This window comes from Actinoplanes sp. NBC_00393, assembly GCF_036053395.1.
In the GTDB taxonomy this organism is placed as follows: Bacteria; Actinomycetota; Actinomycetes; order Mycobacteriales; family Micromonosporaceae; genus Actinoplanes.
Window position 1 is genome coordinate 7,277,231 of sequence record NZ_CP107942.1, and the last position, 12,238, is coordinate 7,289,468.

11 protein-coding genes are annotated in these 12,238 nt (G+C 71.3%); 8 read left to right on the forward strand and 3 right to left on the reverse strand.

Annotated elements, in window-relative coordinates; genetic code table 11:
• Window positions 1-238: 238 nt before the first annotated feature.
• From OHA21_RS33560 to OHA21_RS33570, 3 genes are all read left to right on the forward strand, one after another.
• A complete protein-coding gene (locus OHA21_RS33560) occupies window positions 239-1,564 on the forward strand; it encodes a cell division protein DivIVA (RefSeq protein ID WP_328461805.1) in 1,326 nt (441 codons plus the stop codon).
• A 220-nt stretch (window positions 1,565-1,784) separates the two neighbouring features.
• On the forward strand, window positions 1,785-3,269 hold the full coding sequence (locus tag OHA21_RS33565) for a Laminin subunit beta-1 (RefSeq protein WP_328478690.1): 1,485 nt from the start codon (window positions 1,785-1,787) through the stop codon (window positions 3,267-3,269).
• 174 nt (window positions 3,270-3,443) lie between these two features.
• Window positions 3,444-4,664 (forward strand): AI-2E family transporter, encoded by a 1,221-nt coding sequence (locus OHA21_RS33570; protein WP_442874935.1) that lies wholly within the window; start codon window positions 3,444-3,446, stop codon window positions 4,662-4,664.
• Here OHA21_RS33570 and OHA21_RS33575 read toward each other — a convergent pair.
• On the reverse strand, window positions 4,661-5,464 hold the full coding sequence (locus OHA21_RS33575; protein WP_328461808.1) for an alpha/beta hydrolase: 804 nt from the start codon (window positions 5,462-5,464) through the stop codon (window positions 4,661-4,663). The genes OHA21_RS33570 and OHA21_RS33575 overlap by 4 nt on opposite strands.
• 53 nt (window positions 5,465-5,517) lie before the next feature.
• Window positions 5,518-5,844 carry a hypothetical protein gene (locus tag OHA21_RS33580; RefSeq protein WP_328461810.1) on the reverse strand — a complete coding sequence of 109 codons (327 nt, stop codon included), beginning with the start codon at window positions 5,842-5,844 and terminating at the stop codon, window positions 5,518-5,520.
• A gap of 53 nt (window positions 5,845-5,897) precedes the next feature.
• Here OHA21_RS33580 and OHA21_RS33585 point away from each other — a divergent pair, with 53 nt between their 5' ends.
• From OHA21_RS33585 to OHA21_RS33595, 3 genes are read left to right on the forward strand one after another with little or no spacing between them, the layout of a single operon-like run.
• Window positions 5,898-7,391, forward strand: coding sequence for an aldehyde dehydrogenase family protein (locus OHA21_RS33585; RefSeq protein ID WP_328461812.1), 1,494 nt, complete (start codon window positions 5,898-5,900; stop codon window positions 7,389-7,391).
• Window positions 7,392-7,400: 9 nt separating this feature from the next.
• The gene (locus OHA21_RS33590; RefSeq protein WP_328461814.1) at window positions 7,401-8,039 is read left to right on the forward strand and encodes an ABC transporter ATP-binding protein; all 639 of its coding nucleotides are present in this window, start codon (window positions 7,401-7,403) and stop codon (window positions 8,037-8,039) included.
• Window positions 8,036-9,589 carry a DUF6297 family protein gene (locus OHA21_RS33595; protein WP_328461817.1) on the forward strand — a complete coding sequence of 518 codons (1,554 nt, stop codon included), beginning with the start codon at window positions 8,036-8,038 and terminating at the stop codon, window positions 9,587-9,589. The genes OHA21_RS33590 and OHA21_RS33595 overlap by 4 nt, the downstream gene beginning before the upstream one ends.
• Here the strand turns inward: OHA21_RS33595 and nucS are convergent.
• Window positions 9,541-10,200, reverse strand: a complete 660-nt coding sequence (gene nucS / locus OHA21_RS33600) for an endonuclease NucS (protein ID WP_328461819.1) — start codon at window positions 10,198-10,200, stop codon at window positions 9,541-9,543. The two genes, OHA21_RS33595 and nucS, sit on opposite strands and share 49 nt — an antisense overlap.
• Window positions 10,201-10,260: 60 nt before the next feature.
• On the opposite strand from nucS, the gene OHA21_RS33605 reads away from it, so the two are divergent.
• Together OHA21_RS33605 and OHA21_RS33610 are read left to right on the forward strand one after the other, a co-directional pair.
• A complete protein-coding gene (locus tag OHA21_RS33605; protein WP_328461821.1) occupies window positions 10,261-10,881 on the forward strand; it encodes a DUF4126 domain-containing protein in 621 nt (206 codons plus the stop codon).
• Window positions 10,882-10,889: 8 nt separating this feature from the next.
• Window positions 10,890-12,233 carry a hypothetical protein gene (locus OHA21_RS33610; RefSeq protein ID WP_328461823.1) on the forward strand — a complete coding sequence of 448 codons (1,344 nt, stop codon included), beginning with the start codon at window positions 10,890-10,892 and terminating at the stop codon, window positions 12,231-12,233.
• The last annotated feature ends 5 nt before the right edge of the window (window positions 12,234-12,238 follow it).

Sequence of the window (12,238 nt, forward strand, 5' to 3'; positions counted from 1 at the left end):
CCTCCTGGCAGGATCGTCGCCATTGAGCGGGGCCGACGAGGCCGGCGACCGACCCCTGATCCCCCGAAGCCCCGAGTGGGCAGGTGGCGAGGGGACGACGCCGGGCCGACCGGTGAGCCGAGAGTCACCGCCGTTCGGCCCGGCCCCCGGCTGCGGTCCAGGTCAAAGCTGATCTACGATGCGGTTCGGATGCTCATCCGCTCTTGCATGTCCGCCCCCTTCTCGCCAGGATGGCGCAATGCCCCAGCAGCAGGATCAGAACCTGGCCTTCTTCGAGACCGCCAACTCGCAGCACGACTTCACCGTTGTCCTGCGGGGTTACGACCGTCACCAGGTCGACGGACACATCGGCCGGCTGCTCGCCGCGCTGAATCAGTCCGAGCAGGCTCGTGGCGAGGCCGAGCAGCGGATGAACGACGCTCAGCGTCGTCTGCGCCAGGCCGAGCAGCGGCTCAACGCGCTGGAGCAGAAGCTCGCCGACAGCAACAAGTTGCTGGAGGAGAACAACCGTCCGACGCTCTCCGGGCTGGGCACCCGGGTGGAGCAGATCCTGCGTCTCGCCGAGGAGCAGGCGAACGACCACCGCGGCGAGGCGAAGCGCGAGTCGGAGGGCATCCTCTCCGCCGCCCGGCTCGAGGCGCGGGAGATCACCGACAAGGCGCGCGCCGAGGCCGCGGCCATGAAGGCCACCGCTGAGCGTGAGGCCGGCCAGGTGCGCACGCACGCCGAGCGCGAGGCCGCAGAGACCCGGGTGCAGGCGCGGCGCGAGGCCGACACGCTCCGGTCGGATGCAGACCGGGAAACCAAGCAGTTGCGTACGGTGACCGCGCACGAGGTCGCCGAGCTGAAGTCGACCGTGGAGCGGGAGGTCGCCTCGTTGCGCGCCACCGCGGAGCGGGAGATCACCCAGGCCCGGGCCAAGGCCGCCCGGGAGGCCGAGGAGAAGCGGGCCGAGGCCACCAAGCTGCTGACCGACGCGCGCGACAAGCGTGACAAGGACCTCCAGGCGCTGGCCCTGGAGATCGCCGAGCGCCGGGAGAAGTCGGAGCGCGAGGAGTCGGAGCGCCACGCCGCCCAGGTCGCCGCCACCCAGAAGATGGTGGCCGAGGCCGAGGAGCGGGCCCGCGCCGCCGAGGACCGGGCCAAGGAGATCGAGCAGCGTGCCGAGACCCGCCGGGTCGAGTCGGAGCGCAGCGCCGCCGAGGTCGTCGAGAAGTCGCGGGCGCTGGCGGAGAAGACCGTCACCGAGGCCCGTGCCGAGTCCAACCGTCTGCTCAGCGAGGCGCGCAGCGAGGCCGAGCTGACCACCCAGGCCGCCCGCCGCGAGGTCGAGGACCTCACCCGGCAGAAGGACGCGGTCACCAACCAGCTGGGGCAGATGCTGTCCGGTCTCTCCGGCCTGGTTCCGGGTGTCGGCGGGGCCGTGCAGGCGGTCGCCGAGGCGGCTGCGAAGCCGGTCGAGGCACCCGCTCAGCGTGCCCCCGAGCAGGGCGGGGACCAGCCCGAGCAGGCAGAGGCCGCGGAGGCCGGCGACCAGCCGGTAGCAGCTAAGACCAACTCCTGATTCCTCCTCCGGTTGCGTCCCCGCCGCGAGTACGCGACGGTGAACCGGCCGGAAGGTTCGTGACGATTGAGGCCGTACCGGAGTTTCTCCGGTACGGCCTCAATCGTTTTGGCGCGTAGCCTGGGTTTGGCAAGCCGAGGTGAGACAAAACGTGACTACCCGCACAGTCCCAGCCAACCCGGTGTGTACCGACATGCCCCGGGACGATGCGTATGTGAGGATGGACAACATGTCGCACGGCGGTGAAATCTTCGGTCTTGGCGGAGAGTCGGCCACCGAGCCCAGCTTCGAGACCGCCCTGCGGGGTTACGAGAGGAAGCAGGTCGAGCGGTACGTCGCCCGGGCGGAGAACGAGATCGCCGCCCTGGCCGCCGAGCGGGAGCAGGCGTACTCACAGATTCAGGCGATGGCCGCCCAGATCGAGCGGCTGCAGCAGGAGATCACGCAGACCCGGCGCAACTCCGGGATCACCGGCGAGGTCTCGTTCCGGCACCTCGGCCCCCGGGTGGAACAGATCCTGGCCCTCGCCGAGGAACAGGCCGAGGCGATCAAGGCCTCCGCCACCGACGACATCGCCGGCCGGCTCGCCGAGGCCGAGCGGATCCGGGCCGAGGCCGAGGCGCACGCCCACGACGGCATCCGCGACTTCGAGATCGCCCTGGCCGCGCGCCGCTCCGAGGAGGAGAAGGCCGACGCGGCCAAGCGGGCCGCCACCGACAAGGCGGTGGCCACCGCCCGTAAGAACGCGGAGCAGCTGCACGCCGAGGCCGAGGCCGTTCTGAACCGGGCCCGCAGCGAGGCGAAGCACCTGGCCGAGAAGGCAGCTCAGGACGCACAGCGCACCAAGGCCGAAGTGGACGGGTACGTGCAGTCCACCCGGGTTCAGGCCGAGCAGGAGCTCAAGGCGCTGCGGGAGAAGACGCATCAGGAGATCACGGCTCGGCGTACCGAGGCGGACCGTGAGCACGCCGACCTGAAAGCTTCGGTCGAGCACGAGCTCGCGCTGCGCCGGCACTCGGTGCTGGAGGAGCTCGCCCAGATGCGGTCCGGCGTCGAGAAGCAGTGCGCCGACCTGCGCAGCGAGGCCGACAAGTACGCGGAGGAGGTGCTGCGCCGCTCCGACGAGCAGGCCACCGCGGTCCGCAAGGAGATCGCCGCGCAGCAGGAGAAGATCGCTCAGGCTGGGCGGGAACTCGATGCCGCCAACGCCAAGATCGCCGACGCGGAGCAGCGCCGGGCCGCCGCCGAGGACCAGGCACAGACCGCCGGCAAGGAGGCCGAGCGGGTCGGTGAGCGCCTGGCCGACGCGCGCAAACAGCTCGAGGCGGAGCTCAAGCGGGTCACCGAGGCCGAGCGGGCCGGTGCGGCGGCCGAGCGGCACGCTGCCGACGTCCGGCGTCAGGTGCAAAAAGAGGCGAAGCGGGTGGCCGAGCTGGCCGCGGCCGCGGTCCTGGCCGCTGCGGCGGCACCCGACGACGATGACGACACGAATGCTGAGTCGGCAGCCGGCGCACCGGCTGCGGCGCACGCCGCCGACCGGCCGTCCGGAACGCATGCCGCAGACAAGCCGGCGGGGGCGCACGCCGCAGAGAAGCCTGCCGGGGCGCACGCCGCTGAGATGCCGGCCGGTCAGCCGGGCAAGGTCACCGCGTCCGCAAAGGTGACCGTCCCGCAGGCCAGCCGGGTTCCGGCCGACGCGGAGTAACGACGGCACGCCTACTCCGCCGGGGTAGTGGAGAAGCCGCGACACGCCTACTCCGCCGGGGTAGTGGAGAAGCCGCGACACGCCTACTCCGCCGGGGTAGTGGAGTAGCCGCGACACGCCTGCTCCGCCGGGGTGGCGGAGCAGGCCGGACGGCGATAGCGTCCGGGATCTCCGATGTGCGCTGTGGAGGTCCCGATGTCGTCCCCCGATGAAGCCTCTGCATCCACCTCGCCGTCTGAGCCGACTCAACAGCCTCAGCCGCCCCAGCGCGAGCTTCCGGTCGAGACGGCCGGTAAAAAGGCGGCCGAGAAGAAGACAGCAGTGGAAGAGACGGCGGAGGACGAGACCAGGTTCGGTGAGCCGGGCCCACCGCTGAACCGGCGTAGTCCGTTCTTCTTCGGGTTCCTGTTCGGACTCGGCGCGATCCTGGCGTACGCGCTGTTTCTCGGCGTCCGCAACGCCGCCTCGATCCTGGTCCTCATCTTCATCGCGCTGTTCCTGGCGATCGGCCTCAACCCGGCGGTGTCCCGGCTGCGGCGGTGGGGGCTGCCGCGCGGCGTGGCGGTGGCGATCGTCGCGCTGACCGTGGTCGGGCTGCTCGCCGGCGGTCTGATCGCGCTGATCCCGCCGCTGGTCACGCAGACCACCGCGCTGATCAACAACGCGCCGGAAGTGATCGAGAGCCTGCGCCGCAGTGAGACGGTGAACGAGCTGGTCCAGCGCTACGACATCGCCAACAAGGTGCAGAGCGCGATCAACGCGGGCACGGTCGGCAACGCGGTGGGCGGGGTGGTCGGCGGCGCCCGGCTGCTCTTCGGCACGATCTTCAACATCCTGACCGTGCTGGTCCTGACCATCTACTTCATGGCGGCCTTCGAGCGGATCAAGGAGACCGGGTATTCGCTCGTTCCGTCGTCGCGCCGGGATCGGGTACGGCTACTGACCGACGAGATCCTCACCAAGGTCGGGGCGTACATGGTGGGTGCCCTCTCGATCGCCATCCTGGCCGGGTTGAGCACCTTCGGGCTGGCTCTCGCGCTCGGGCTGGCGTACCCGTTCGCCCTGGCTGTGGTGGTGGCGGTCTTCGACCTGATCCCGCAGATCGGCGCCACCCTCGGCGCGATCATCGTGAGCCTGGTCGGGCTCGCCTCGTCGATCACCGACGGGATCGTCTGCGTGATCTTCTTCATCGTCTACCAGCAGCTGGAGAACTACCTGATCTATCCGAACGTGATGCGGCGCTCGGTCAAGGTCAGCGATGTGGCGGCGCTGGTGGCGGCCCTGGTCGGGGTGGGCCTGTTCGGGGTGATCGGCGCCCTGGTCGCCATCCCGATGGTGGCCGCCATCCAGCTGATCATGCGGGAGGTCCTGCAGCCCAGCATGGAGACGCGTTAGCTGTCCCGCAGCGGGCGGGGCACCTCGACGTCGGAGAAAGCGGCGACCGTGCGGTCCGCGTACGCCCCGGCGTCGCCGGTCTCGATCGGTCCGTCCCAGGTTCGCGGCAGCGGGGTCGGCACGTCCGGCGCGACCCGGCGGACGATCTCGTCGAGGATCGTCTCGGCGTCACCGACCCACAGGTGCTTGCCGCCCTCCACCGGGACGACCTCGCACTGCGGGATGGCGGCGAACCGCTCCTTCGCCTCGGCCGGGCGCAGATAGTCGTCGAACTCCGGGATGATCGCGGTCACCGGTTTGCCGTCGGCGGCCCACGCCTCGAGGTGCTCGGGCTTGGAGAAACGCAGCGGCGGGGAGAGCAGGATCGCGCCGGAGACGGCCGGGTCCAGGCCGTACATCAGGGTCAGGTCGGTGCCGAACGACCAGCCGACCAGCCAGATGTCGGGCAGGTCGGCGAACTCCGCGTACTCGATCGCGGCGGCGACGTCGTACTTCTCGTCGACCGCGTTGGCGAAGGATCCGCCGCTGGTTCCGCGTACGCTGCTGGTCCCTCTGCTGTTGAAACGCAGCACCGCGATGCCTGCCAGGGCCGGCAACCGCCAGGCGGCCTTGCGGTAGACGTGGCTGTCCATCATCCCGCCGTGGGTGGGCAGCGGATGCAAGCAGACGATGGTGGCCACCGGCTCGCGGTCGAGCGGCTTGGCCAGCTCACCGACGAGGGTGACGCCGTCCGCGGTGTGCAGCTCGATCTCCTCCCGGTCAGCGGGGAGGATCGAGTTGGCACGGATCTGGTTGCTCATGATGAAAGGGCCTTTGTTCCTTTTCAGGGTGGCGGGTGGGGCGGTTGAAGGGATCACCCATAGCGGGGGGCGTTGCGCGAGCGCTCCACACCCGGGCCGCGCCGATCCCGGGCGCGCCAGCAACCGGTGTGCCAGTGCCGCCGGTCGGACTCGTCGCCGTAGCCGTCGGCCGGCCAGGCCACCACGTGCGCCACACCCGGCCGGATGTCCTGCATGCAACCGGGACACCGGTACGTCTTCACGGCCGCCGCACCGAAGATGTTCCGGACCATCCATTCACCGTCCTGCCACTGCTGGACGCGATCCTCGGTGATTCCCGGCCGGTCCGGACGGCGCTCGTCGTCGTCACGGCGGCGGGGATGGTTGCGGCGGGGGCTCACAAGCTCAAGAGTACGTAGTGACTGATCAGTAACAATCACCCTAGACTCCGGTCATGACGGCGATTCACGTTCCCGGCGTTCCCGTGATCGAGGACGGCTGGCTCATCTCCACGAACCCGGCCACCGGCGACGAGGCCGGCCGCGTGCCGGTCGCGGACGAGAAGGCGGTCGTCGCCGCCGTCGAGCGGGCCCGCACCGCCGCGGCCTGGTGGCAGGGCCTCGGCTACGACGGCCGCCGCACCCGGCTGCTGCGCTGGCGCACCCTGCTGGTCGAGCGGATGCAGGAGCTCGCCGAGCTGACCCACCGGGAGACCGGCAAACCGGTCACCGACGGGCTCATGGAGATCGCCGCCGCGGTCGAACACCTGGACTGGGCGGCCCGCAACGCCAAGCGTGTCCTCGGGCCGCGGCGGGTGCGGACCCGCCTGCTGACCGCCGAGCACTCCGGCCACTTGGAGTACCAACCGTTCGGCGTGGTCGGCGTGATCGGCCCGTGGAACTATCCGATCGTCACCCCGGTCGGGCCGATCAGCGGCGCGCTGGCCGCCGGCAACGCGGTCGTGTTGAAGCCGAGCGAGTACACACCGGTGGTCGGGCAGTGGCTGGCCGACTCGTTCGCCGAGATCGTGCCGGAACACCCGGTGCTCCAGGCGGTGCACGGCCTGGGCGACGTGGGCGGCGCCCTGTGCCGCTCCGGGGTCGGCAAAGTCTCGTTCACCGGCTCCACCGCGACCGGCAAGAAGGTGATGGCCGCCTGCGCGGAGAACCTCGTGCCGGTGGTGATCGAGGCAGGCGGCAAGGATGCGCTGATCGTCGACGAGGACGCGGACGTCGCTGCGGCGGCCGAGGCAGCGGTCTGGGGCGCGATGACCAACGCCGGGCAGACCTGCATCGGCATCGAGCGGGTCTACGCGGTCGCGCCGGTCTACGACAGGTTCGTCGACGCGGTGGTGGAGAAGGCGGGCAAGCTGCGTACCGGTGAGGAGATCGGGCCGATCACCATGCCGCGGCAGCTCGAGATCATCCGCGACCACATCGAGGACGCGCTGGCCAAGGGCGGCCGGGCGGTCCTGGGCGGGTCCGATGCAGTGCAGGCGCCGTATGTCGCTCCGACGGTCCTGGTCGACGTTCCGGCGGACTCCACGGAGATCCGGGAGGAGACCTTCGGGCCGACGCTGACCATCACCAAGGTGCGCGACGCGGACGAGGCCGTGGAGAAGGCCAACGACACCGCGTACGGGCTGGGCGGCTCGGTCTTCGGCAAGAAGAACGCAATCCGCATCGCCCGCCGGCTCCGCTCCGGCATGGTCGCCGTCAACGGGACGCTCACCTTCGTCGGCATGGGCAACCTGCCGTTCGGCGGGGTCGGCGAGTCCGGCTTCGGGCGCATCCACGGTGAGGACGGTCTGCGCGAGTTCGCAAGGGCAAAGGCAATCACGGTACGCCGGGCGAAGTCCCTGCTCCCCGCGATGACCTTCGAGCGGACCCCGGCCCAGGTCAACCAGATCGTCAAGGCCCTGCGCCTGCTGTACGGCCGCAAGCCCTAGTCTGTTCGGATGGTCGATCATCCGGCGGTCGAGGTCAGCGGTCTGTCCGTCAGCTACGGCTCGGCACCGGTGCTGGTGGACGTCGCGCTGACCGTCCCGGCCGACGGCGGCGTCTGCGTGACCGGGGAGAACGGCATCGGCAAGTCCACGCTGCTGCGCTGCGTGAGCAGCCTGCAGCGGGCGGACGCCGGCACCATCCGGGTCTTCGGCGCCGAACCGGGCCAGACCCCGGACTTCTGGCGGGCCGTGGTGACCACCGTGGAACCGCCGACCTGGTACCCCGGCCTCACCACCCGGGAACACGCCGAGCTGGTCTGCCGGGCGCACGGCCAGGACCCGGAGGACGACGCCGTCGAGGAGGCGTTCGACCGCTTCGGGCTGGCCTCGCACGGCGACGCCATCCCGGCGTCGATGTCGTCCGGGCAGAAGCAGCGCCTCACCCTGCTGCTCGCGCTGCTGCGGCCCAGCTCCCTGTTGATCCTCGACGAACCCGAGCAGCGCCTCGACCCGGACGGCCGGGCGCTGGTCGCGGCGATGCTCGCCGAATACCTGGCGGCCGGCGGCTCCCTGCTGCTGGCCAGCCACGACGAGAAGTTCGCCCTCGCCTCGGGCGCCGAGCTCACCACCATGCAGGCGCTCGCGTCGTGACCTCCACCGTTGCGCTGCGGCCGGTCCGCCGCTGGATCCACCGCACCCAGGCCGCACACCGTGACCGCGGCGAGACGTTGGCCACCGGTTACGTCGCGGTGTTCTGCTTCGCCGTCGTCGTGGCGATGCTCAAGGACCCCCTCGAGGCGGTCTTCCGGCCCACGGTCCAGGATCTCAGCGGCACCGGCGCCGTCTCCTGGGCGGCCGTCTGCGCCGCCCTGCTGCACCTCACCCTGCGCCGCCTCGGCCCGGTCGCGGTCAGCCGCCCCGCCGCGTACTTCCTGCTCACCGCCCCGGTCAGCCGTCGCGTGCTGTTGAGCCCGTCGCTGCGTGCCGCCGCCGTCGCCGCGGGCCTCGCCGGCGCCGCCGCCACGCTGGGCATCCTCGGCCACGCCGACCGGCGCAGCGGTTCGCTCGCCCTGGTGGTGACCGGGGCGCTGGCCGGCGTACTGCTGGCCCTCGCCGCGGCGGCCGTCCAGACCCGGCCACGCCTGGGTCCGGTCACCGATGCGGCGGCCCGGTCGGCCCTGATCGCGGGCCTGGCCACCCTGGTCGCCGAAGCTGCCGGGTGGACACCGCCCGCCTTCGGCGGCTGGCCCGCGGCCTCCGTCGTGGTCCAGCTCGCCGGGGCCCTCGCGGTGGTCGCCGCCGCCGCCTCCTTCTTCGCCGTACGCGACCTCGCGCGCACCCCGAACGACCGCATCCTGGACTCGGCCCGGACCGCCGGCACCGTGGCCGACTCGGTGTACGGCGTGGAGCCCACCTTCCTCGCCGACATGCTGGAACGGGACTACTGGTCCCATCGCCGCCTGCGGTCGGACCGCCTGTCCCGCCGGCTGCCGCCGTTGACCGGCCAGGATCTGCTGCTGGCCCGGCGCCGCACGCCGCGCCTGCTCTGGACGGCTGCCTCCGCCACTGTCCCGCTGCTGCTCGCCAACGGACCGCGCTGGGTGATGGTCGCGGTGCTGGTGGCCGGGACGATGATCGCCGCGCGGGCCACCACCGCCACGGTGAAGACCGACGCGGCGAACCCGGTCCTGCTCCGCCTGCTGGGCCTGTCCGCACGCGAAGTGCTGCGCCAGCGGCTGTGGGTGCCCGCCGCGCTCGCCACCGCCTGGGCCACCGTCGCCCTGGTGCTTCTCCAATTGGCCGGCGTTCTGCCCGGCGGTCCGTGGTGGCTGTTCGGCCTGGTTCTCGGCCCGATCGGCGCGATCGCCGCGCTGCGCGCCGCCCGGGCCGGCCTGGTCCGCAACGACCTGCTGCCCCTCGACACCCCGATGGGCGCGATTCCCACCGGTCCCCTGCTGCACGCCTTCGCCGGGCTGGATCTGCTCCTGCTGACGCTGCCCACGGTCGCGGCGCTGAGCCTGGACCAGCCGGCCACCCCGGCCCTGCTGACCGTCCAGACCGCCGTCACCCTGCTCGGCGTCCTCGCCTACCTCCGGTACTCCACACCGACCAGCGTGTGGAGCTTTCCCTCCGCTGATCAGTGCTGGGGCAATCAGAAGAGGGTTAGTTCGTTTCGTTCCATGCCTCGGAGTTTGTCGTAGTCGACGACCACGCAGCGGATTCCGCGGTCGGTGGCGAGGACCCGCGCCTGGGGCTTGATCTCCTGGGCGGCGAAGACGCCTTTCACCGGGGCGAGCAGGGGGTCGCGGTTCATCAGTTCGAGGTAGCGGGTCAGCTGCTCGACGCCGTCGATCTCGCCCCGGCGTTTCACCTCGACCGCCACGGAACCGCCGTCGGCGTCCTTGCACAGGAGGTCCACCGGGCCGATCGCGGTCATGTACTCGCGGCGGACCAGTGTCCAGCCCTCGCCGAAGGTTTCCGGGTGTTCCGCCAGGAGCTCCTGCAGGTGCGCCTCGACGCCGTCCTTGACCAGGCCGGGGTCGACGCCCAACTCGTACGAATAATCCTGGAAGATCTCCTCCAGGGTGATCCGTAGCTCCTCGCCGGCCTTGTTCACCACCTTCCACACCCCGGGCGCCTCCTGCAGCTTGCACGGGGGGCTCATCCAGTTGAGCGGCTTGTAGGCACGGTCGTCGGCGTGGATCGACACCGACCCGTCGGCCTTGACCATCAACAGCCGGACCGCCGGGGGCAGGTGGGCGGAGAGACGGCCGACATAGTCCACGGAGCATTTCGCGATGACCAGACGCACCGGGCGACACTACCCGACTGCGGCCGGGCGGGGTTCGCATGCCGGTGCCATGCTGGTTTCGTGTTCGAAGCATTGACCGGCACCGGTCTCGCCGCATCAGCCGGCCTGAATGCCTATATTCCGCTGCTCACGATGGGTCTGCTGGCCCGGTACACGGAGGCGATCAGCCTGCCGGCCGGCTGGTCGTGGCTGTCCAACGGCTGGACCCTGATCATTCTGGGCCTGTTGCTCACGATCGAGGTGGTGGCCGACAAGGTCCCGGTCGTGGATCACATGAACGACGTGGTGCAGACGTTCGTCCGGCCGACCGCGGGCGGGCTGGCGTTCGGCGCCGGTTCGGCGTCCGAGACGGTGACCGTGTCCGACCCGGGCTCGTTCTTCACCTCGCACCAGTGGGTGCCGATCGTGGTCGGCGGGCTGATAGCGCTGGGCGTGCACGGCATCAAGAGCGCGTCGCGGCCGGTGGTGAACGCGAGCACGGCGGGCATCGGGGCGCCGGTCGCCAGCACCGCCGAGGATTTCGGCAGCGTGGTGATGTCCGTGGTGGCCATCGTGCTGCCGATTCTGGTGCTGATCGGCCTGGTCGTGCTGCTGTGGAGCGCGGTGTGGGTGGTCCGCCGCAGACGACGGCGCCGGCGTGAACGAAACTCCGGTATCGAGACCCGCCAACTATTTGGTTGACTGCTCGGGTGCCCGCCGTCGCCGTACCCGCTTTTGCCCTCGCCTGGTGGCTCGCCTGCTACCTGATCGGCCGCGACCCGGGGCGGTGGATCCTCCGGTGGTCGGCGGCGGCGCTCACGGCGTACGCCATCGGGGTCGCCGCCTGGACGATCGCACCGGGCTCCATGCCCGCCCAGGTCCTGCTCTGCCTGCCTGCTCTGGGGTGGGCCGGCGCCGTGGTGGCGCTGTTGCCGCTGACGCCGCCGGAGCGGCGGCCGATCGACCGCGGCGCCCTCGTGCTCGGCCTGTTGTTCCTGGTGATGGTGGTCGCGCTGCCCGGCGTGGGCCGGCTGGTCGCGCTGAGCCCGCTGGTCGGCGGCCTGGTCCTGCTGTGGCGGCTGCGCGCGCAGGTGGTGCCGCGGATGCTGCCACCGGCGATGACCATGATGGCGGTGCTGTACGCGGTCGGCCTCGGCCTGCTGCTCGGCCCGGTCGATCTCGGCGGGGACGCGCCGCTGATCGGGGCGATCGGCGTGGATCTGCTGGTGGTCGGCTATCTGATGGCGGTGGCGCACGCGACCGAGGCGGGCGAGCGGCTGCGTCCCGATCTGCGCCGCGCGCTGGTCGCCGCGGGCGCCGCGATCGTGGTGGCGGCGGTTCCGGCCACCGTGACCCTGCTGCTGGTGCCGGATCACGACGGGGTGGCGGCGGCGCAGTTCGTGCTGGTCGCGGGCACGGCTTCGGTGGCCGGGCTGACCGGCCGGCTGCGGCGCCTGCTGGACCGGGTGGCGCTGGCCGACGACGCCGCGCTGCGCTCGGACCGCACTGTCCTGTTCCTGAACGCGGATGCGCTGCTGCGGCGGCGGGAGCCGCGCCGGCTGGGTTCGATCGGTGAGCCGGAGTTCCTGCGGCTGACCCGGCGGGCGCTGAACGATTTCGGTGATCTGGACCGGCTGGCCCGCAGCCCGCTGACGGACATGCCGGTGGTGGAGCGGCGCCTGGCGGGCCGGGAGGATCAGCCGCGGGCCCGGGCCCGGGAGTTGCGGGCGGTGCTGCGGGAGTCGGTGTCGGCGTTGCGGCCGCCGGGCCCGTTCAGCACCACCGACGACTGGCGCTACTACAACGTGCTGCAGTTCTGCTGTGTGCTGGGACTGAATCCGTACGCCCGGCGGCCGCGGAGCGACGGGATGAGCCGGGAGGCGCGGCTGGCGGTGGACTGGTTCCGGCGGTACGTGCCGCGGGACGTGACCCGGCAGTGGCAGCGGGAGGCCGCGATGATCGTGGCCGAGCGACTGTGGACCGATCTCGGCGGCCGGCACCGGGCGCTGTCCGGGCGACCTGCCACGGACGAGATCACGACACGCAACGCCTAAAACCC

Coding starts and splice junctions, on each gene's coding strand:
- OHA21_RS33570 (WP_442874935.1), top strand. CDS start 3,444: ATGTGCGCTGTGGAGGTCCCGATGTCGTCCCCCGATGAAGCCTCTGCA.
- OHA21_RS33575 (WP_328461808.1), bottom strand. CDS start 5,464: ATGAGCAACCAGATCCGTGCCAACTCGATCCTCCCCGCTGACCGGGAG.
- OHA21_RS33560 (WP_328461805.1), top strand. CDS start 239: ATGCCCCAGCAGCAGGATCAGAACCTGGCCTTCTTCGAGACCGCCAAC.
- OHA21_RS33565 (WP_328478690.1), top strand. CDS start 1,785: ATGGACAACATGTCGCACGGCGGTGAAATCTTCGGTCTTGGCGGAGAG.
- OHA21_RS33590 (WP_328461814.1), top strand. CDS start 7,401: ATGGTCGATCATCCGGCGGTCGAGGTCAGCGGTCTGTCCGTCAGCTAC.
- OHA21_RS33585 (WP_328461812.1), top strand. CDS start 5,898: ATGACGGCGATTCACGTTCCCGGCGTTCCCGTGATCGAGGACGGCTGG.